Origin of the sequence: Vulcanisaeta sp. JCM 14467 (genome assembly GCF_001316245.1) — an archaeon.
In the GTDB taxonomy this organism is placed as follows: Archaea; Thermoproteota; Thermoprotei; order Thermoproteales; family Thermocladiaceae; genus Vulcanisaeta.
Genome location: NZ_BBDM01000007.1, coordinates 1 through 19,151, shown reverse-complemented (window position 1 = coordinate 19,151; position 19,151 = coordinate 1). Strand labels below are relative to the sequence as shown.

The window sequence follows — 19,151 nt, the reverse complement described above, 5'->3', positions numbered from 1 at the left end:
ATTAATTTGGCTTAGAACCCATGGACATCAATGAGCTAATTAACCTGCTGAGGATGGCGTGTAGGGACCTTGAGGCCGAGTTCGGCAATGAATTCCTAGGACTCATGCTCTTCGGCAGTTGGGCCAGGGGCGAAGCCCGTGAGGATAGTGACGTTGACCTACTCATCCTCTTCAACACACTGAGGGGACTGGAGGTCAGGGCAAGGGCCTATGAGGTACTCAAGCGATTCATAAAGCGTGACATAACACTAATAGATATGAGAAGGAACGAACTCAGGGGTAGGTTAACAGCATTGGCGATAAACATGGCTTGGGACGGCATAATAATTTGCGATAAAAACGGTGACCTAAGGCAATTCAAGGAATCAGTCACTAGGTTCATTGAGAGCGAAGGCCTAATCAGGTACAGGACCAGGGATGGGAAGTACGGGTGGATGAGGGCCAACGGAAAGCCAATGATCAAGTCGGTGAGGACTGATGTACGACCCGATCGATGAGGTCAACTATAGGTATAAACTAGCCATTAATTACCTAAGGGAAGCCAATGAAGCACTCAACTGAGGCGACTGGAGGGGCACGGTAGCCAACGCCCAACTAACTGCAGAGAACGCCACCAAGGCTGTAATAGCGGTTTACAGAATACCGAACTGGAGCCACGACCCATCGGGCGAGCTCGAATCAATAATTAACAACCTACCGAGGGACTTAACCGACCTAGCCCGTGAGCTTGCCGCAATAGCCAGGAGATTAGCTCCAGAGCATGGTAGGAGCACCTACGGGGAACCCGAGCGTGGTTTAACGCCGTGGGATATTTATGGTAGCAGGATGCGAGAATTCACTAAACATGGCCAGGAGAGCCGTGGAGATTATGAAGGCCGTGCTAAGGCCCTGGGCCTAGAAGTCCCCGATTAGGTATGGATGATTTTATTCCTCATTACTCGCAAACCAGTTTCCTCAACATACTACCACCCTTCCTGCGTGTACCAACTAGTCTGCAATTGGTGATTGGGAGTACGAGGGCCAGCGGCAGTAGTCTGTACGGTATCTTCCACCTAACATAATTATCCCTGTAACGCTCATCTTTAAGCCTCTCAAGCTCCTCGTTGGCCGCCTTACCGGCCTTTCAGGGCATTCCCGCGATGCTGCCCTAACCATGGCCTTATAAATCTTAATGCCGCTGCTAAGTTCATCAACATCCACGCGCCCAGTCCTCAGCAGGTTAATGAAGGTTCTAACCCAACATAGGTGGTGCCCAGCCACAATGGCCGAGCCAGGTTCCCTCATTAACCGCCTAGCCAACTCCCTAACCTCAAGATTCAAAACCTCAGCCACTGTCTCTACAACGCAGTTCTCCGGTAAATCACTACAGTCACGGAACCTCCTGTTGATGGCTTCGGCCACGATAATCGAGCATTGTACCTGGTTAAACGTGGTTAGGCATTTCTCGTTAATGCCGAGGATACTTGCCAATGCCTTATTAACCCTATTAACGAACTCAGCCACACTATGCTTGGCGCTCCTAACCTCAACCTCCTCAACATCCTCCACGTAATCCTCAGTGAGCGGCTTGGCTGCTCGCCAAAGCTCATCGAAATAATTCATTAATCGTTCATAAAGCTCCCCATCCCTTATCATAACGTTCAGTTCAACATTACCATAAAGACCACCTCTCGTTAAATTGGCACTACCAACAATGGCGAGCCCGTTACCGAGCAGGTAAAGCTTAGCGTGGAGGTCAGGGTAAACCCTGATCACGTCACGCCACCTCTCATAGACAACCCTCGGCACTGAGCCAAGGTCGCCAACCACAACCCTAATATCGCCCACACCACTCAGGTAATTAAGCGCGTATGATAGGCCGTCATAGTCAATAAAACCAGACGCGGCATCAAACAGCGTTAAACCACCAAGGTCCCTAGCCCTGCCTAGGCACTCATCAAGTCTATGGCAAATGTCAATGAGTGCATTACTCATTAGGCATTGTTAATGAGCCATATACTTAAGTATTATATCGTGTTATTAATTAAAACGTCAATGTGATAAAGGTCAGGGCCATGGTCAATACAAGTACTGGGTTGGGACATCGGCCATAAAGGGTAAGTCCGGGTATCCTCCTAATATAGATCCTTTAATTAGACCCTCTACCTAACCACATCATGCCATCAGGACATAATAGGTTTTCTTAACACCATGAGACTCAATCCCTACCCAACATCACGAACTCCCTGACTAGGTCACCGTGCTTCCTGAGGTCCTGGACAAGGCCCTGGAGTTCGTTAAGCATTATGACCTTAACCCTCCTCTTAAGCTCATGAAACGAACCCCTCAGGGCCGCCTCAAGGCTACGCTTAGCCTTCTCATCAGCGACGATGGCGTATAGCCTAACGCCTCTCCAACGATCCCTCGCATGCTTAAGCCTCGCCAGGACCTGCTCGGGGCTCTCCACGACCTCAAACACGGCCAGCGGCGCCAAGCCATCCCTATACTCATCCTCATCACCCCACCAGGCAAGCCCAAGCCTATAACCACCAACCTCAACATCCCTCACAGGGTAATAACCAAGCAACTGGGCAACCTCAACCAACAACCCAATGGCGTCAGTAGACCCAACACCCTGAGTCTCGGCAACCGCCCTGGCCACGGCAGGCTTGGTCTCACCAGCACCTGTGCCAGGGTCTCGACAGCCGGCCTCGGCGTTGATTGTCTCCTTAATTCGTTCATTATTAACTCGGCATCCTCAGGTGGCATGGGCATGGCCTTGGGGTTAGCCGGATCGACGGAGTGCAGGGCCTCGGTAACACTCCTCCTATCCCTGATGAAGGACAGCTTGCCAGCCACGGCACCAAGCTCAACCCTACCCAGGGCTATTGGCTTGACCTCAACAACGTGTGACCAATCACCAATCTTGCTGCTAGCCTTAACCCAATCCCCAACAACCTCAAGAACACCAACAAAGGACTTACAGTAGGACTTACAGCCGAAGCCACTCACGAAAACCACAAGCCTAGTGCCAGGCCTAACCCTAGTCATCAATAGCCCGCACTCAGGTCCCTACAGCCGAAGAACCCCTTCTCGGCAATGTCCATGAATGTCCTCTCCCTAACAATGATTAGCCAATAATTCACAGGTAATACTCTGCAAAAACCAGAGAAAAACTTTTGCCGAGGTCTCACCACGCAATTATTCAATTGAATGCAATTAAATAATAAATAAATCCAAGCACCAGCTTCAGCAAATTTAGCAGTGAATCATTAATTATGATAATTAATCAATACACCAGACATTTTAAGTAGTAGCCAAATCAACTGCGCGACCAGGAATGGATTACACGGCCCTGGGGCCACTCGGTGAGGTCTACGTGCATAGTACCAATGTCAGCAACGCCATGGTGATGACAATAGTCGGTATTTACCTACACGCAGTCTTCGTATCCTTCACCCTAGGCTTCCCACTAGCCATACTCGCATGGCTCATTAAGTGGTACAGGACCGGGGACGAATTATTCCTGAACTACTCCAAGACCCTGACCATGGTCTGGGCCGTGAACTTCGCTCTAGGCGCAGTCACGGGGACCATAGTAGAGTTTGGTTTGTTGGACATTTGGCCGACGAGCATACTACTCTTCTCCTCCTCAGCCTTCATACCACTACTCTACGAGGCAACCATAGCTTCATAGGCGAGGCAGTGCTCGTAGTCCTCTTCATAATCGCCATAGGCAGGTGGAGTGCCAAGTACACCCTCAGCATACTCATAGCCGCGTGGCTCCTCGGCTCACTCTCAGGCTACTTCATACTAACGGCAAATGCTGGATGAACGTGCCCTGGGGAATGGGCGACATACCACACGACCTATACCCATTCCTACCAACCTACGGACCAAACGCCGCAAACCTAACCGCAACACTAAACCTCGCAGCCCTACTACTGCACTACACAATAGATGGCGCTGGCTCGGTGGCCCTAACCAACGCCAACTTCACCTCAATGGTCGGTACTTACTTCACAAACCCATGGCTACCCATGGTAAACCCAGACGCAATAGTGACCACACTCCACACATTACTCGCGGCCTACGCAATCGGTGTTGGCGCCGTGGCCCTAGCCCTATCAATAAGGTTCTTCAGGACCCACGACAGCAGGTACATCAAGCTACTGAAGCCACTACTCTGGGTACTAGCCATAGTCCTCCTCATCGAGCCGATAGTCCTCGGCCACTTCATGGGTGATGACGTGGTCGCCTACCAACCACCCAAGTTCACGGCACTGACCACCTTGACCGGTGGGCCAGGGGTCTATGGGTATGAGTATTACGACCCAATAGAGGCGTTGTTCGCCTACGGAAACCCAAGCCACCCACTATACGGCTTCAAGTACTACCTAGTCCAATGCCAGGCCCTAGGCAACACAACCTTCAGCCAACTATACAGCGAGCTGGACCCAAGGATGCTCAGCTACCTCGGCCCAATGGCCAACGTGACGCTAGCCCAGAACTGCGAGGCGGCTGTCCTAGCCCTAGAGCCGTTGGCTCCGTTGGTTAGTACCTTCTACTACACAATGATTGGCGCCGGCATACTACTTGCCATAGCCGCAGTGCTGGTACTATTCACCTACCTGGTCAGGGTGCCCGTGCTATCCGCGATAACGGACTTCATAAACAACGAAATACTCGGCGTACTGATAGGCGCCGACAACGTGATGCCCTTCCTAGCCTCGGCAATGGCGGTGCTATCAGCCATAGCGGCAACAGCCGGCTGGGCAGCGAGGGAGATTGGTAGGCAGCCCTGGACAGTCTACGGCCTAATAACCACGAACGAAGTCGTGACAAGCGACCCCATAACGCCCGGCTTCGTGGCCTTCGTAGTCATTATCCTACTTGCCATAGCCATTGTTGGTGCCCTGGCAATGTACTACGTAGCCACAAGGCCAAGCCTACTGGACAGGGTAAGAGAATTGGTTGGGGTGGGCGGCCATGAGTGACTACCTAGCCTACTCTCATTCGCCGTCCTCGCTTCGCCCTGGAGATGCACCTGGTCTTCGTTAACGTGATAATTGGGGCTACGGTACTAACAGTGATAACCAGGTACCTAGCGTACAGGCGCAACGACGCGGGGCTGGAGACCACGGCTAGGGACATGTTTAGGCTAATGGTTGTGTCAGAGCTCTTCGGCGGTGTCTGGGGCACGATACTTACCGTGTTCATGGCCGGCCTATTCCCATCAATGACGGCCATATTCATGAGGACCTACTTCTACCCAGTGGCCATAGCCTGACGGGAATACTCATCAGCATACCACTCATAGCCATTTACTGGCACCTATGGGGCAGGGTAAGCCCAAGGACCCACAGCCTAATCGGAATACCAATGGCCATATCCGTACTCCTAGTCCCAATAGGCTTCAGATACCTCTTCGCGGGCCTAGACTACATGCAATACACGACCAACGGCCTTAACCCACTCACCGCACTCTCAAACCCAGTATACCCACCTCTCATAGCCCACACGCTGATTGGCGCCATGGACATCGGGGCCTTCGTAACAGCCACGGTACTCGCCACAAGGAGGAACCTAAACATTAGGGGCATCAAGATAGCCCTAGGCACAGGCCTACTATTACTCGTCCCACAGGCAATAGCCGGAGCCTACTACTACACGGTGCTCCAGAGGTACGACCCATACATAGCCAGGAACATCGCAGGCCCACTACTCGGTTACGACCCAACCACGGCAATGTTCTACCCAGCCTTCTACATGGCCATAGCCCTAACCATAGCCCTAGCCACCACAGCCATATATGCCTTCTACACAACACTACAGGGCAAAGTCACCAGGCCAGCCACAATGAGCACAGGCATACTCGCAGAGGCAATACTCATACTCATGGAGTACGTAAACGACGGATCCAGGTACCCATACCTATTCATAAACGGCAACACGGGCCTACCAATAACACAATTCACAAACACACTAATACCAATACCACCAATCGCCATCTACACAATGCTACTATCAACTCTAGCCTTCACAGCCATCTTCTCAATAACTCTCTATTACGCAGTAATTAAGAGATTTTTGCCCGAGGAATGATGTAGGGGCACGATTAAAATCTACGTAATTTCTTCAAAGTCTTCCTCGCCGTAGTGTTTGATTATTTTAATGCCGTTTGCTTTGGCTAATTCCACAGCCTTGTTGAAGCCCCTTCCCTTGAATACGTGGGCTATTATGGCGATGACTTCCTTACCTGCCATGCTTTGCCTTAGCCTGTTGACCTTCTCTACGAAGTCCCTCACATCCCTGAGCCTGAGCGTTACCATGATTTTAGCCACAATAACTTTATCACCGAACTCCGCATAACCATCAAACTCACCGACACCCTCAACAACCCTCCTCCCAAGCTTATCAACATTCACACCCAAAGCCTCCCTAACCCAGGCAGGAAGATAGCGCTTAATGTCTTGCATAATCAGGAAATCCACAAGCTCAGAAACCTCCGATAGGTCTACCTCGTCCTCCCTAAGCGACTTATCCCCAATAGACATCCACTAAAAACGCCAGGCAGTAAATAAAAACCCACCGCCACGGACGTTAAAAATCGCCGAATAAAGGCACAGCACTTAATAGTCAGTTACTCAGCAGGAACCGTGAGGCTCACCAGGGAGGAAATACTCAAGTCACTGCCCCAGGGCTGGAGGCTTGAGGGCAATTACATCGTTAGGGAGCTCGAGTTCAAAACATTCATGGACTGCATAGCCTTCATAAACGAACTAGCCCAACTAGCCGAAAGGGAGGAACACCACCCAGACATGGTCATCGTGTGGAAACACCTAACACTAAAACTCACGACCCACGACGAGGGAGGGATAACGCAACTGGATCTGGAGATGGCCAGGAAAATAAACGAACTAATAAGCAAGTGGCAAGACAAAATAGAGACCTAAACCCACCCACCACCCAACAACCCCGTAAGCCCAGGAATTCAATACCTTTCGTATCGTAAAATAAGAATAATACTCCTAATATGAAGTTATAACCACCCACGCTCAATCATTAAAGCCAATAAAGCCGCTCAACCCCTGGAACGTAGATAGCCAGGAGAGCTGGCGTATCAATGATCATCATCCCTATCCTCCCTAACCAACTCAGCCAGGGACGGAAAAACACCGTGAACCCTCAACAACCCCTCCCTAATCCTATCCGCCCTCTCAACCTCCCTCCTCAGTTTCTCCCTCCTCACAACCTCCTCCAGGCACCTCCTCACCAAGTCTGCATAGTCAATCCCAAGCTCCTCCAACTCCCTCTTCAACTCCTCATCCACCCTAATCGATATTACAGCACTCGTCACATGGTAATACATAACTGTAAACATTTATAGTTTTTACTAAAGTTTACTAAGATGTTAACAATTAAACGCACCAGGAAAGCAGAGCCGTAAAGGATGTGTGACGCAATATTAAATTACTGTGCTTGAGATTGCCGGAAATAACGTACTGTATTGATCTGAAGTTTTTAAATTGGCTTAGCATAATCATTGATGTGAGGTTTGAGCTTCAGGCTATGGCATCATCACCAGCCTAATAGTGGATGGAAGCCCGTACTGGGAACCCAACGGGCTAAACTTCCTAATTGGGATGCCAGGCTCAGGGAAAACCATGCTGGCCTGGGCACTTTACGTGGAGCCTGTCCTAATGATCCTAGACGCGTACAGGAAAGCATATGAGCAGAGTTTACCTGTAAAGTGCAAGGAAATTATTATTAATAATAAAAATGAGAACATTATCAATAAATTTGAAGAAGTGTTTAGCGAAATCCTACATAACGCAGGGTTCAGGAATTACGTTGAGTTACATAATAAGTCCATGGTTAAGGTATGCGTTGAGGGCAGCCAAGTCTATGATGGATTAAGGAACATTGGCTACGACCCAGGCAGCGTGGACTACGCATGCCTAGTTAATGTGAATGGTAGTATTGGCGTTGAATTAATACTTAGGAGCGGCAGGTTGGAGACATTAACGCTGGACCAGGCTAAGGGCTTGATTCCGGGCTTAACCATGTGGGTGTCGGCCATAGTGGCGTGGCCTCACGGCCTGAGGGAACTCCTATACTCAATAACTCTTAAGCAAATCGAGAAACTCCATGAATTAGTTAGCAAATGGCCCAGGGAGAGCGAGTGCCCACTGCTCAGGCCAATATCAATACTGCTAAAGACTAGGATACCGCCAATAGCGCATGAGGAGTACAACATTTCAGGAGAGTTGGAATTGAGCGAGGGCATACCAATTGAAACTCACCTCGAGCAGGGCAGGGAGGAGACGCTGCTTAAGCTAAGCCTTGGTGAGTTAAGCATGTTCATACTTAAATCCTCTAAAGCATTAGTGAAGGCCCTATATGAGGAGTACTCGGTAAGGCCATTAGTACTCATTGATGATGGGTTCGACGGCATCCCATCTAAATACTCGGGATTCCTAATCGAAACACTGAGCGAGGCGTTGAAGTACTCGGCAATAATCATAACCACGTATAGGCCCGAGGCAATAATACGGAATCCACAGGATGAAAGGGCCAAAGACTTCATTGAGAAATACGTCACAACATACATAGCCACATATCAGTTGGAGGAATTAACGAGGTATGCAAAACACGGTATAAACCATAGGCTTGAATTAATAAGTGCAGGAAGGCTTGATGATGAAACGCGGAATATGGTATACGACGAATTCTAGGTGATGCAGATGTCAATTAATGAGGATAGGAGCCAAAGAGTATGCGGTGAGTTAAGTGTAGGCTCCCCTTTAATAGGTGGTAAGGTTATAATCTGTGCCGATAATTGTGATGACTTCACCAAACTCGTTAACGAATGCGCACATAAGGCTAAGGATATTGTTTCGAGTCGATTTAAAGACTTTACGAAAATACTTTCAAAAATACCTATATTCTCAAAAATTAAAAGGAAATATTTTATGAAATAGAAACAAAGAATTTGCGTATAATTACTGGTGTGAATCCTTTACGGTTAATGTATGAATCTACGTCATCGACAATAGAAATTACGTAGGTTACCAACTCACCGTATTTACTCACGCCACTATTCACTAACTCTCTTATGTAATCATTTATTTTCAACTTAACGATTTGGTCTATGTCTTGATGAAGCCATGCGGCAATATAATCAATGTCAAGCCAGGCCTTACCTAACCTATTTAATTCTTTAAGTATGGCGATTATATTATCCACATCGCTGTGCGTTATGGTTAAGTTCTTCATCAAACCTATGTAGGCTTCATCAAGGCTTCTCCTCGCACTATGGTGTAGGGCTATGCCTGCCAGGAATGGCTCCTTAAGTTTAACGTTTAGGGCGTTAAAGACGTGGTATGCGACCCACATTGACACTAATTCATGGCCCTTCAACGATATCCTCTCCTCATCCTTACTGCATTTATTCTGCAGGACGCCCTGGTAATACCTTATTGCCTTACCGATGTCATGTAGGTAGGCGGATACGGCGAGCGCCTCCTTAACGAATTCTCCATCCATGCCCAATATCCTGGATAAACGCGAGACTACCGTGTCAATCTCCCTCTTAAGCGAGTCAAGGTTCACCCTATTCCTATACTCGTAATTGCTCGGATCCACCACCAGCGTGTATGTATTCCTGAGGTGTTGGGTTAGGTCATGGCCGCACCAGGCAAGCATCCTAATCACCAACGTCAGTGCTGAGACCTAACTCTTTGTAGTATGCATCGGGTCTCGCCTTAATTCCAAGGGCTACCACGCGGATGATTGCGTCCTCGATGTCAGTTAACCCACTCTCCTTAACCCTCACGTAGAGGATGCGGTCAAGCCTATTCAATTTACTGCAGCTTAACTCATTATTACGGGTTAATTGACTCAGAGGTATTGATACTTCCTCAATGATGGGCTTAATCAACCCCTCCTTTTTAGCATTCGTCTCTGCCTTAGTGGTCGTGCCCACCATAGCCAAAACCTCAACATTGCCGTATTCTATGTCGAGCACCTCCTCATGAATATGCTTCTTATCCACGCTCCTATTTAGGTAGTCCAGGTCTAGGTTTATGGAGTTCTCCTCAAGGCAGCGCATAATACCTATAGCGTCGCTGTCCTGTTTCATGCACTCTTGATAATTAATTATCAGCGTCACCATTTGGCCCTCCCTCACGAAGCTACATAACTTATTCAGCACGGCCTCGGCGTCCGACCTATGCATGGTCACTACGCCATCCAGCGCCTTCAACGCATCCCTCAGGTCATGGTCTACTTTCAAATTACTATAGTACTCACTATAGACCTCGTTGAGCAACTTAAAGTACGACTCCCTACTCGTCGAGTCCGGCACCTTCCAATCAACCTTCCTGACCTCGCTTATGGTCTCTACCGTCTTCTTAACTAGATTTACGTCATAGACACCCTTAACGGCCTTAACATAGTACTCGTCATCACCATTCAATATATACGCTTTACCACTACACTCCAAGCGCTTTCTACAGATCCTCCCAACCCTCTGGACTAATTGGGCGAGGGGTGCGGCATCAGTTATTAAGGCATCGTAATCCAGGTCAACCCCAGCCTCAACCACCTGCGTTGCGACGAGGACCCTCAAGTTCTTTAACATGTTTATTACCCTCTCCCTATCTCCATGGGTTAACCTGCCGTGAAGCAGGCCCATGCTGACCTCCTTGGGTAGTTTCTTCCTGAGCTCCATGTAGGTCCTTATGGCCAGCCTAACGGTATTCCTAACCACCAAAACCCTCTTACCCTCATTAACCAACCCGTTGACTAAGTCAACCACCTTGTCGGTACCATCACCCTTAACATTCACAACCTCCGTATCTACCCACCCGGCTTGATAACCGCTGTCGAAGAATACCACGTTCTTACAGCCCATGATGTTGTCAGGGCCCTTGGAGGCCTTGTCCATCGTCAACACCATGCACCTCAATGGGTTCATATCGTTTATTAACCTAGCCACCAAGTCGTCGGGTACGGTGGCCGTCATCACGACCACGGGCAGCCTGGCCTCCAGCAAGCTATTGATCGCGGTCACCAGCGACGTGTAGGCTCTGGCCTCATCAACCTCAGCGAATAGGTGAGCCTCATCGAAGAAGGTGATGGCCGTGTATATGGCCGCCCTCGCAGCCTCGAAGGACGCGTACCTAGTCCTATACGGCGTAACCTTCGCGAAGTTCAGCATGTAGCTGTCCAGCGTCGTGTAGATCAATGGGGATAGGAATAACTCGTCCTTACGCCCCTCATCGATCATAATCGAAGCCTGATAGGCAACATCATCCCTGGAAACGCCTAATTTGTCCCCATACCTATCATAATCGTTGACCGTCTTAACATACACATCCTCGATAATGCTCCTTAGAGGTAGTACATGGATGACCCTACTAATGCCATACTCACTACCGACACTCTTAATGACCGGCGCAATAAACCTAGTCACCGTTGACTTACCGTAACCGGTGGGCAGCCTAACTATCAGCAGCCCACCATCAAGCATTTCTTCAACACCCTCCACTAACTTAACTATGCCAGGCCTTACACTGCCGTAAACCTCCCTCATACTCTTAAGAACGTGGTCGCGGAACGCCATCAACAACCACCTAGGAGAACATTGCCTTACTTAATTCGAGGGTATCCATTATTATTTCAGGCAATTTCGTGAGGCCCCACCTATACGTACCGCCGCCACTTATTCTATCGAGGTCACTGGGATTTATGGAGTCAAGGACCCTCAGGGCCTCATACGCGTGAGTCTCGGCGTTACCCACATTAGACGCTATGAACAGTAATTTCCTCAAGACATCCGAGAACTTACCAGCCACATCCCTCTTATCCGGCTCGCTGGACTGCTCATCCCTAATCACTGCGGCCACAAGTTCTGTAAATGAATTCCCTGTATCATAAGCCATCAACGCCTCCACCAACGGCCTATACATGGATAAATCAATGACAAACTCAGCCTTAGTCATCAAATTTCTACCACCACCACGCTCGAGCAATGCCAATTCAACAGCACCACTCCTCGACCTAATCGCAGAGACCAAGAGTAAATTTATCAAGTGATCCTCCACGGTATTTATGTTTACCCTCGCCAACCCTTTTTCGAGTCTCTCCCTAACATTGCCCGCTCTCATACGTTCAATGAGCTCCCTATCGAACGTTAGCGGTATTATAAATGCATAGGTATCTTCAAAACGTGTGATTACGGATAGTGAATACCCAATTGCAACCAACGCATACACTAAGCAACTCACCTCAACTGCCTTATACGACCCACTAACAACGTCTTTAGACAAATCTCTAACTCGATCCCTCTTTACAGTGAGGAGTTCCGGCATGAACCTCTTCAGGGCCTCCATGTAATCCACACTAGCCATTATGGGTGGCGTCAGGTTGAAGCCAATAAAATTGCCTGTACCCCACGTGATCTTAACGTAGGTTGAACCCGCCTGTATATTTACGGCGCTCAATTCCGCAAACACATCACGCGGTCTCATGTTATTGAGGATACCCTTAACGAGGTCCTGAACCTTACCTATTCGAGTCCCCAAGCACTTACCAGCGCTCATGCCATCAATTAATTGAAAATACCTGGACATTACGTTATTAAATCCCTGCGACCCCACGTAATTTTTCAATTCGTTCATGAATTTGTTGCAGTCCGTGCATTTTACGGTGTTTGTTACCTCATCATACTCAATGCCCTCACCTAGGAAGTGACTGAATAATGAGTAGAGTAACTTACTTGCAAATGCTGGCGGTAGATCATCGAGCCTTAGGGTAGGTGTGCTCATGGCCATCAACCCTGACCAGGTATGTCCTGGTGACTACGTTCCTTAAGAGGGTGCACCTCGTGAATGGTAATATTAAGCCGCCATCCGTGTAGCTCCTCCTAAGTGGTATCACATAGGTTATGGTTTTAGCGGGCTCTCTCCTATCTGTCCAGAATTCAACGCTCCTCCAGTCCCAGAACCTGGCGATGGTCGCCTCATTAAAACCGCTTAACTTACTCGCGTATTCCTCGGAGACCTCGAAGTATGGGCATGGCTCGTTCATTAACTTACTAGACTCCTCAACATCGGCCACCCTAACGCTATTGACCGTCACCAACCCCTCGACAGGCCCAATCCTCGTTACCGAGAGCAACCCAGCCACTAGGGCTATGTGCGGATCCACATTACACCCTAACGCACTTAGTGCCTTACCGAATTCATCAATGTCCACTAGGTATGCGGTCTCAACACTCATGGACGGCGCATAGACCTTGCCGGTAACCCTAACCGCAAACCACTGACTCACATCCCCAAGGTTTTCATTCCTTATGTACGGCCCCTGGAAATGCCTCGTGATGTCCATCACCCTGAACCCCCAGCCCTCAACAACCCTGAAGTAGACCTGCCTAATCGAGGGTAGGAACACCTTAACCATGGGCACCAGGTAACCGCCGCCCGTCTTAACGACCTCGGGAGTCCTCAACCCACACAGCCCACTTAACGCCCTTGACAGGCCACTAACCAGCATGCCGACGAGTGTCGATGGCTGGGGCAATACGTAGGTATCCTGCCTAGCACTGGCGTATGGGTACCTGACCCAATAACCCCAGTGAAGTGTCATATTGCAATGGCCATTTTAAGGGTCATTAGAGGCGTCACCCTCACTTAACGCCAAACTCCTCCCTAACCCAATTCAACGCAATCTCCTTAACAGCCATGAAGAACTCCGGTATGGAGTACTTAGCCTCACTGATACCCTGAACATCCACGCCTGGGTCAACCTTATCATCCTTAAAGGCCACCAACACGTAGGCGTAATTACCTCCCAGCAACGCCCTATTGCCCTCAGCCAAGTCGCGGGTCTTGATTATGAAGTTCGTGTAATGCCCTGGATAGGCCACCGTGGGTATTGGCCTGGTTATCAACGCCACAGCACTCCCAGGCAGCCAATGCGGGCTATAACTACTGTGGTGCCCACCTATGGGCCCACGCTTAATTAACTCGGCCAACGCGTCCAGGGCCAACTCAACACGCCTAACCCTCTCGCTGGGGTCTAGTGCCTTATTGCAGTCTATCTTAATATCATTGCCCTCCCTGTATATGCAGTTCGAGACCTGCCCAATACCCGTCAGGTCAATGTTTACCGTGAACGTGTATATAGCGCTCGCCGACTCAATGTAGTATATCGACTGAGGTTGAGCCGCCTGTCCCTGCTGACCAAGCGCCTGCTGCGCCTGTGGTGCGTGCCTAACGTGGAACTGTGTATCCAGGCCGTACTTAAGGCCGTCAATTGCAGGTATCATGTAGCTGACCTCGACTCTGCTCGTCCTTTTTATTTGGACGTTCCTCATGGGCACCAGGAAGCCGGCGATATCCTCAACGGCGCATGACTCGATAATTGCGTACTCCTTGTCACGAAGATTAACATCATCGCTGCTCAGTGTCTTATAAAGGTCAGGCTCAAGCTTGCTTATGAGATCCTCAATCCCATGCTTAACAAATTCGCCTTGCTCACAAAGCTTACACACTTTAATGCCCCTAACCTTAGCTAACTTAGCCAGCTCGAATTGATAGCCGTGCCTAATTGCCTCGCCTGAAACCACGGGTACCGTGACTACCTGGTGACTATTACCCCTGGGTACTATTACTGTGGCCTTCCTATGCCTTATTATGTTGCCCAGGGACTCAACGGCATTCATAGCCTCGGCATTCACCAACACCCTGAAGGAGAAGCTTACGTAAACGCCCATGCCCATCACCCTTTAACTCTCCACGCCATCTAACGCCGCTAACTCTGCCGGCCTCAACTCATAACTGTCCAGGGCCCTCCTCAACTCGTCAAGCTCTCTATCAGTGGGCAATTTAGGGCACCTCACGGCGAATATTAGTTCATTACGTTCGTTCCTACCCACTATGGCACCTAATCGCTATACAGCTCAGTCTCACTTTCCCTAATCCTGTCATGGAGGCATGCCCTGACCTGCCTATTATCCACCTTAATCGTTTCCGGAGTCAACCTTAGGACAATGCTCTCCATCTCACGCAACACCTCAAGCGCCGTGTGAGGGTCTGGGGCATTTGCGAACCTATCAATCATGTATAGCTGATTGGCGGCCCTGAAGAACCTGAGTAGGCTTATGACTCCCGGGAACCTACTACGTAAGTCCACTGATTGCGTCTCAGCCATTACTAACCGTCTCTAGGCCCATTATTTAAACATAGCCATCGTGAAGAGAACTCTATGCTGTGTTCACGTTATCATGCACAGAGGACGTTGGGTAAATCTCGATGTTACGTGGTCGTGATGTTACGTGCTGTGTGCATGAAACAATGCATTTTAACTAGTTAATGCGCACAGTACTGTGCATAAGCTATACGTAATCCCACTGGGCTTCCAGGTGGATTACGTGGTGAGGTTCCTAGTTAGGGTGGGTATTGGCGGTGGTGATGCAGTCCTGGCGTTGATTCCGGAGCAGTCCAGCGGTGATGAGAGGGCTAGGTCCGAGAAGGCGTTGAGGGATCTTGGGGATTTCCTGAGGAGGATTGGGGAGTTGAGAGTGATTCCCGAGTACGTCAATACCGGGGACCCAACAAACCTGGTGATCGGGATTTTCGACGCGGTTATGAGGCACGTCAATGATTATGATTCCGTGATAATAGCAATAACCGGCGGTGTCAGGGCATTCTCAGCCGCCTCACCGCTGGTGGCTGCCATGCTTAGGAAGGCGATTAATAAGGAGGTCAGGCTATTCGTGGTTTCCGAAAACCTGACGGACTACCTGGACCTAACGGAGGCGTTGTACGCCTTTGAGGTGGTGGAGCCGAGTGAGGGTTTGATCGAAGTGCTAATGGCGATCCAGGATGTTGGTGGATTGGGCAGATGCGTTAGTATTGATGAGGTGGCTGATAGGCTCGGTAAGGATTCCTCAACAGTCAGGAGGCAATTGTACGACCTCGAGGACATGAAATTAGTGGCAGGCTCGGGCGGCTCGAGACATAGGTGCTTCTCCCTAACGGGCCCAGGCAGGATATTGGCGAGGCTCTACGCCAACCTGCAGAGTCGTCGGAAGGCGCAGTAGTTGCATTTGCGTGGGTCATTAACTCCCTTGGGCAATCTCTCATTGGCTATCATGAGTCTCAACTCCTTTACTAAACTTGCTAATGCGGACTTGAGGGCCGGCGTTAACTCAATAATTAGGTGGCCGCCCGACGTTAGTATTACGAAGTGCTTAACCACGGTCCTCAGGGTCTCCTCAACAGCCATTGAGTATGCGACGGCCTGCATGAGGTAATGCCTATGCCTACTGAGTAGGGACCTCCTCGAGACCCTACTCAACCACTTAACCTCAATTGGGACTGCGTGGTCATGGTAAAGGCATACGTAGTCTATCCTACCGTATATTCCGAGGGACCGTGAGTAGACCGGGTACTCCCTAAGCACATTACTAGCTCCACCGCACAACTCCCTCACTGCCTTGTCCAGGTCCGCATTGCCCTCCAATGCGGCCTCCATTGACTCGGTCACGTAGTTAATACCTCTCATAAACACTAGGTAGTATGCATAGCGTGGGCAGTAAGTGAACTCCTTGATCAGGGCAATGGGTATTTGCGGGCTAGACGATTTTAACGCTTGAGGCATTGGCAATGGCGCCACCCCTACCCACCATTATCATGGACCTAATGGACTCCTCACCAACGACCATGATCACCAGGCTATCACCAATGCCAACAAACCTACTGAGGTAACGCGCCAAGTCCTTAGCGAGCGCGTGCCCGCCCCTACCCACGAATACGCTCCTCTGGATCCTAGTCAACCCCTTACTAAGTAGTTTATCGGCGATAATCTGCCTAGCCCTATTATCCGATATGTCGTAGAACACAACCACGTAAGTCATCAACCCCACCTAATGACGGGTGGGTCCAAGTCATTAACGTCATCCCTTAGGTACGAAGCCAAACCCTCAATGAAGTTATTAAGGACCTTAAGCGGCGTCGTCGACCTAGCGCCCAGGTAAACCCTGCCCTGAAACTCCTCCGTAACGGTCTTTATAATCGATGCCCTCGACTCATAACTGAGGAAGCCACTAACCACATCGACCCTAAGCCCGGCGAAGACCAGGGCCTTATCGACAATGGGCCTGAAGGGCTCCATAATGTCGAGGGTTAGGCTCGGCTTACCGCTCTTATCCGCGTGTAGGAAGCCTGCGTATGGATCGAAGCCGTGGATTAGCAGGGCCTTCTCAACTATGTACCTTAGCACGCCGTAGCCGTAGTTGAGCATTAGGTTGAGTGGGTCCTTACCGTCCTGGTCCCTACCCTTAAACCCATACTCAGGGGGCGCCACCTGGGCAATGGACTGCCAGTAATGCCTAGCGGCCTGGGCCTCAACCTCCATGATACTGGAGGCCTCGCCGGCCCTCTCCAGGCCCATGGCCAATTCATCGAGCTTCACGGCCTCATCCCTCAAAGAATCAATCCTCCTACTCCTGCCAATGTACCTGAGCAGGTTTGCCTGATTCATGATCTTAGCCCTAGTAATCACCTTTGCCACGTACAACCCCTTACCGTTCAGTAGGGCCTCGTACTGAGCCCTCCTAGTCATAACCGTCTTATTAATGATGGGTGGGTAGACCCTGGCCACGGGCTCCCCATTCCTGGCAAGGAAGACCACGTCAACGCCCATGTTGCTCAACGCCCTAATGGCCATTGACGTTATTGAGACCCTAGACGAAACCACGAGGATGGAGTCTACCGTAGAGTCCACGACCAACTCCTCACCATCAGCACTCCTAACCCTAACCACGCCCCTCCTAACGTATATTCTCGAGGGCTTAGACACTATTAACCTCGACATTACCAACACCCCTACAAACATCCTTAAGCGGGCATGAGTCAGGCACTTAGGGGCTGGGCCAGGGTCATCCCTACGCGACACGATCCTGGCCACCTCATTCCTCTCCTTAATAGCCTCACGCCTAAGCGAGTCGCTTAATACCACGTGCCTAAACTGCATGGTTTGAACCCTGGGGTTGATCACGACCAGGACCCCATAATTAACGGGATTACTCAGGTGGGCCTCCACGGCCATGCCATAGACAGCCAGCGCTAGCTCCTTCCTAGCCAGGTAATCCGGGTTGTCTGAGACCACGACCTCCACGGGCACGGAGCCGATGACCAGGTCGGGCCTGATCACGTCTGAGAAGCCGATTACCGTGCCCTCCAGGCTCGGCTCCACGGCCACGGGTATTGGGTAACCATCATAGACCAGGTCCATCAAGATCCTGGACGATGCCTCAAACACGACCTTACCAAACCCAACCAGGTCCCTGGGCAGGTCACTCAGTAACTGGGTCTTCAGGCTGCTCAACTCCTCAATAACGTCCCCGGCACTAACCCTATTAACCAACCTGAGCGGTGCGAGGAACAACTCATGAAGCGCCCTACCAATGCTCAATGACTCATTAACCCTCGGCTGAAGACCAAGAACCCTCCTCACATAAACATCCCTATGGGTGGGGCACGGCTGAAGGCCTCGGAAACAGTGCAGGTACTCAAAATCCACCTCCCCAACCTCCCTAGACCAACCACGAAGCTCAACGGGCAAATCCCCAACACCAAACACCCTAACCCTATCAAGAACCCTACCAAGCACGGAGAAGAAACAAACCAAGGGGCAAATAAACACTCACACGGTGCACAAGGCACAATGCCCCAGGCACGGTACCATACACACTATTTTAAGTGTTTCCTTGTGTAATTGAAAGCATCATTGGTCGTGTAAAGTGCATGGTACCATGCACTTTCTCCATTTTACAATGGATAAAGTACCATTGGAACAGGCTCGGTGTTTAGGGGTTGAAATTCCGTGGGAACAAGAATTCAATTCCTAATGCAGACCGTGAGAACAAGCACGAACCGTAAAGATTAGGAGTAGAAAGATGTTCCAACGGAAGCAAAACACGAAGGAAGAAAGACTTATAAAGGGGCAAATAAACAAACGAAACAGAAGATTTCAATAGAATATTGAAAGCTGGTCTGCCGTAGATGCGGAACCGTTCAACCGTTTTATGTTGGAAGATTTCAATAGAATATTGAAAGTCCGTGTACACAAGGATTGACATGTCCACGGCGAATTTCTTA

The 19,151-nt window shown here is 49.9% G+C and carries 25 protein-coding genes; 10 read left to right on the top strand and 15 right to left on the bottom strand.

Annotation, left to right across the window (positions count from 1 at the left end; genetic code table 11):
- Positions 1–20 precede the first annotated feature (20 nt).
- Positions 21–497 carry a nucleotidyltransferase family protein gene (locus JCM14467_RS07490; RefSeq protein WP_252901063.1) on the top strand — a complete coding sequence of 159 codons (477 nt, stop codon included), beginning with the start codon at positions 21–23 and terminating at the stop codon, positions 495–497.
- Between the two features lie 490 nt (positions 498–987).
- Here JCM14467_RS07490 and JCM14467_RS07485 read toward each other — a convergent pair whose 3' ends face one another.
- The 3 genes from JCM14467_RS07485 to JCM14467_RS07475 form a co-directional block, all read right to left on the bottom strand.
- A complete protein-coding gene (locus JCM14467_RS07485) occupies positions 988–1,974 on the bottom strand; it encodes a phospholipase D-like domain-containing protein (protein WP_252901062.1) in 987 nt (328 codons plus the stop codon).
- Positions 1,975–2,197: 223 nt separating this feature from the next.
- Positions 2,198–2,584, bottom strand: coding sequence for a hypothetical protein (locus JCM14467_RS07480; protein WP_252901061.1), 387 nt, complete (start codon positions 2,582–2,584; stop codon positions 2,198–2,200).
- Complete coding sequence (locus tag JCM14467_RS07475) at positions 2,545–3,030, bottom strand: EVE domain-containing protein (RefSeq protein WP_054849679.1); 486 nt, start codon at positions 3,028–3,030, stop codon at positions 2,545–2,547. The genes JCM14467_RS07480 and JCM14467_RS07475 overlap by 40 nt, the downstream gene beginning before the upstream one ends.
- Before the next feature lie 289 nt (positions 3,031–3,319).
- Between JCM14467_RS07475 and JCM14467_RS16990 the strand changes: the two genes are divergently transcribed.
- The 5 genes from JCM14467_RS16990 to JCM14467_RS07465 all read left to right on the top strand — a co-directional run bounded on the left by JCM14467_RS16990 (position 3,320) and on the right by JCM14467_RS07465 (position 6,084).
- On the top strand, positions 3,320–3,676 hold the full coding sequence (locus JCM14467_RS16990; protein WP_252901060.1) for a cytochrome ubiquinol oxidase subunit I: 357 nt from the start codon (positions 3,320–3,322) through the stop codon (positions 3,674–3,676).
- 8 nt (positions 3,677–3,684) lie between these two features.
- A complete protein-coding gene (locus JCM14467_RS19455; RefSeq protein ID WP_256359230.1) occupies positions 3,685–3,813 on the top strand; it encodes a hypothetical protein in 129 nt (42 codons plus the stop codon).
- The gene (locus JCM14467_RS07470) at positions 3,810–4,976 is read left to right on the top strand and encodes a cytochrome ubiquinol oxidase subunit I (RefSeq protein ID WP_252901059.1); all 1,167 of its coding nucleotides are present in this window, start codon (positions 3,810–3,812) and stop codon (positions 4,974–4,976) included. The genes JCM14467_RS19455 and JCM14467_RS07470 overlap by 4 nt, the downstream gene beginning before the upstream one ends.
- A gap of 44 nt (positions 4,977–5,020) precedes the next feature.
- On the top strand, positions 5,021–5,269 hold the full coding sequence (locus JCM14467_RS16985) for a hypothetical protein (RefSeq protein ID WP_252901058.1): 249 nt from the start codon (positions 5,021–5,023) through the stop codon (positions 5,267–5,269).
- Between the two features lie 92 nt (positions 5,270–5,361).
- A complete protein-coding gene (locus JCM14467_RS07465) occupies positions 5,362–6,084 on the top strand; it encodes a cytochrome ubiquinol oxidase subunit I (RefSeq protein ID WP_252901057.1) in 723 nt (240 codons plus the stop codon).
- Between the two features lie 20 nt (positions 6,085–6,104).
- Here the strand turns inward: JCM14467_RS07465 and JCM14467_RS07460 are convergent, their stop codons facing one another.
- Complete coding sequence (locus JCM14467_RS07460; protein ID WP_054849678.1) at positions 6,105–6,536, bottom strand: hypothetical protein; 432 nt, start codon at positions 6,534–6,536, stop codon at positions 6,105–6,107.
- Positions 6,537–6,638: 102 nt separating this feature from the next.
- Here JCM14467_RS07460 and JCM14467_RS07455 point away from each other — a divergent pair, with 102 nt between their 5' ends.
- Positions 6,639–6,935 (top strand): 4a-hydroxytetrahydrobiopterin dehydratase, encoded by a 297-nt coding sequence (locus JCM14467_RS07455; protein ID WP_054849677.1) that lies wholly within the window; start codon positions 6,639–6,641, stop codon positions 6,933–6,935.
- A gap of 167 nt (positions 6,936–7,102) precedes the next feature.
- Here JCM14467_RS07455 and JCM14467_RS07450 read toward each other — a convergent pair whose 3' ends face one another.
- Positions 7,103–7,339: an antitoxin gene (locus tag JCM14467_RS07450; RefSeq protein ID WP_252901056.1), complete on the bottom strand. Its 237-nt coding sequence runs from the start codon at positions 7,337–7,339 to the stop codon at positions 7,103–7,105.
- 451 nt (positions 7,340–7,790) lie between these two features.
- On the opposite strand from JCM14467_RS07450, the gene JCM14467_RS07445 reads away from it, so the two are divergent.
- Entirely contained in the window at positions 7,791–8,717 is a 927-nt protein-coding gene (locus tag JCM14467_RS07445; protein WP_252901055.1) for a hypothetical protein, read from the top strand.
- 9 nt (positions 8,718–8,726) lie between these two features.
- Positions 8,727–8,963 (top strand): hypothetical protein, encoded by a 237-nt coding sequence (locus JCM14467_RS07440; RefSeq protein ID WP_252901054.1) that lies wholly within the window; start codon positions 8,727–8,729, stop codon positions 8,961–8,963.
- Here JCM14467_RS07440 and JCM14467_RS07435 read toward each other — a convergent pair.
- From JCM14467_RS07435 to JCM14467_RS07410, 7 genes are read right to left on the bottom strand one after another with little or no spacing between them, the layout of a single operon-like run.
- The gene (locus JCM14467_RS07435) at positions 8,953–9,687 is read right to left on the bottom strand and encodes a CRISPR-associated endonuclease Cas3'' (protein ID WP_252901123.1); all 735 of its coding nucleotides are present in this window, start codon (positions 9,685–9,687) and stop codon (positions 8,953–8,955) included. The genes JCM14467_RS07440 and JCM14467_RS07435 overlap by 11 nt on opposite strands.
- 1 nt (position 9,688) lies before the next feature.
- Complete coding sequence (gene cas3, locus JCM14467_RS07430) at positions 9,689–11,608, bottom strand: CRISPR-associated helicase Cas3' (RefSeq protein ID WP_252901053.1); 1,920 nt, start codon at positions 11,606–11,608, stop codon at positions 9,689–9,691.
- A gap of 10 nt (positions 11,609–11,618) precedes the next feature.
- Positions 11,619–12,812 carry a hypothetical protein gene (locus JCM14467_RS07425; protein WP_252901052.1) on the bottom strand — a complete coding sequence of 398 codons (1,194 nt, stop codon included), beginning with the start codon at positions 12,810–12,812 and terminating at the stop codon, positions 11,619–11,621.
- The gene (gene cas5a / locus JCM14467_RS07420; RefSeq protein ID WP_054849670.1) at positions 12,784–13,632 is read right to left on the bottom strand and encodes a type I-A CRISPR-associated protein Cas5a; all 849 of its coding nucleotides are present in this window, start codon (positions 13,630–13,632) and stop codon (positions 12,784–12,786) included. Before cas5a ends, JCM14467_RS07425 begins: the two co-directional genes overlap by 29 nt.
- Before the next feature lie 40 nt (positions 13,633–13,672).
- Positions 13,673–14,767, bottom strand: a complete 1,095-nt coding sequence (gene cas7a, locus JCM14467_RS07415) for a type I-A CRISPR-associated protein Cas7/Csa2 (RefSeq protein WP_252901051.1) — start codon at positions 14,765–14,767, stop codon at positions 13,673–13,675.
- A gap of 6 nt (positions 14,768–14,773) precedes the next feature.
- Positions 14,774–14,923, bottom strand: a complete 150-nt coding sequence (locus JCM14467_RS16980; RefSeq protein ID WP_252901050.1) for a hypothetical protein — start codon at positions 14,921–14,923, stop codon at positions 14,774–14,776.
- 8 nt (positions 14,924–14,931) lie between these two features.
- A complete protein-coding gene (locus JCM14467_RS07410; RefSeq protein ID WP_054849668.1) occupies positions 14,932–15,198 on the bottom strand; it encodes a hypothetical protein in 267 nt (88 codons plus the stop codon).
- 175 nt (positions 15,199–15,373) lie between these two features.
- Between JCM14467_RS07410 and csa3 the strand changes: the two genes are divergently transcribed.
- A complete protein-coding gene (gene csa3 / locus JCM14467_RS07405) occupies positions 15,374–16,090 on the top strand; it encodes a CRISPR-associated CARF protein Csa3 (RefSeq protein WP_054849667.1) in 717 nt (238 codons plus the stop codon).
- Here the strand turns inward: csa3 and cas4 are convergent.
- Genes cas4 through cas1 form a run of 3 tightly spaced genes read right to left on the bottom strand, consistent with a single transcriptional unit; the run spans position 16,054 to position 18,663 of the window.
- Complete coding sequence (gene cas4 / locus JCM14467_RS07400; RefSeq protein ID WP_252901049.1) at positions 16,054–16,650, bottom strand: CRISPR-associated protein Cas4; 597 nt, start codon at positions 16,648–16,650, stop codon at positions 16,054–16,056. The two genes, csa3 and cas4, sit on opposite strands and share 37 nt — an antisense overlap.
- Entirely contained in the window at positions 16,625–16,906 is a 282-nt protein-coding gene (cas2, locus tag JCM14467_RS07395) for a CRISPR-associated endonuclease Cas2 (RefSeq protein ID WP_054849665.1), read from the bottom strand. The genes cas4 and cas2 overlap by 26 nt, the downstream gene beginning before the upstream one ends.
- Complete coding sequence (cas1, locus tag JCM14467_RS07390; RefSeq protein ID WP_054849664.1) at positions 16,906–18,663, bottom strand: CRISPR-associated endonuclease Cas1; 1,758 nt, start codon at positions 18,661–18,663, stop codon at positions 16,906–16,908. The genes cas2 and cas1 overlap by 1 nt, the downstream gene beginning before the upstream one ends.
- Positions 18,664–19,151 lie beyond the last annotated feature (488 nt).

Coding starts and splice junctions, on each gene's coding strand:
- JCM14467_RS07490 (WP_252901063.1), top strand. CDS start 21: ATGGACATCAATGAGCTAATTAACCTGCTGAGGATGGCGTGTAGGGAC.
- JCM14467_RS07485 (WP_252901062.1), bottom strand. CDS start 1,974: ATGAGTAATGCACTCATTGACATTTGCCATAGACTTGATGAGTGCCTA.
- JCM14467_RS07475 (WP_054849679.1), bottom strand. CDS start 3,030: ATGACTAGGGTTAGGCCTGGCACTAGGCTTGTGGTTTTCGTGAGTGGC.
- JCM14467_RS16990 (WP_252901060.1), top strand. CDS start 3,320: ATGGATTACACGGCCCTGGGGCCACTCGGTGAGGTCTACGTGCATAGT.
- JCM14467_RS07470 (WP_252901059.1), top strand. CDS start 3,810: ATGAACGTGCCCTGGGGAATGGGCGACATACCACACGACCTATACCCA.
- JCM14467_RS16985 (WP_252901058.1), top strand. CDS start 5,021: ATGCACCTGGTCTTCGTTAACGTGATAATTGGGGCTACGGTACTAACA.
- JCM14467_RS07465 (WP_252901057.1), top strand. CDS start 5,362: ATGGCCATATCCGTACTCCTAGTCCCAATAGGCTTCAGATACCTCTTC.
- JCM14467_RS07460 (WP_054849678.1), bottom strand. CDS start 6,536: ATGTCTATTGGGGATAAGTCGCTTAGGGAGGACGAGGTAGACCTATCG.
- JCM14467_RS07440 (WP_252901054.1), top strand. CDS start 8,727: ATGTCAATTAATGAGGATAGGAGCCAAAGAGTATGCGGTGAGTTAAGT.
- JCM14467_RS07435 (WP_252901123.1), bottom strand. CDS start 9,687: ATGCTTGCCTGGTGCGGCCATGACCTAACCCAACACCTCAGGAATACA.
- cas3 (WP_252901053.1), bottom strand. CDS start 11,608: ATGGCGTTCCGCGACCACGTTCTTAAGAGTATGAGGGAGGTTTACGGC.
- JCM14467_RS07425 (WP_252901052.1), bottom strand. CDS start 12,812: ATGAGCACACCTACCCTAAGGCTCGATGATCTACCGCCAGCATTTGCA.
- cas5a (WP_054849670.1), bottom strand. CDS start 13,632: ATGACACTTCACTGGGGTTATTGGGTCAGGTACCCATACGCCAGTGCT.
- cas7a (WP_252901051.1), bottom strand. CDS start 14,767: ATGGGCATGGGCGTTTACGTAAGCTTCTCCTTCAGGGTGTTGGTGAAT.
- JCM14467_RS07410 (WP_054849668.1), bottom strand. CDS start 15,198: ATGGCTGAGACGCAATCAGTGGACTTACGTAGTAGGTTCCCGGGAGTC.
- cas4 (WP_252901049.1), bottom strand. CDS start 16,650: ATGCCTCAAGCGTTAAAATCGTCTAGCCCGCAAATACCCATTGCCCTG.
- cas2 (WP_054849665.1), bottom strand. CDS start 16,906: ATGACTTACGTGGTTGTGTTCTACGACATATCGGATAATAGGGCTAGG.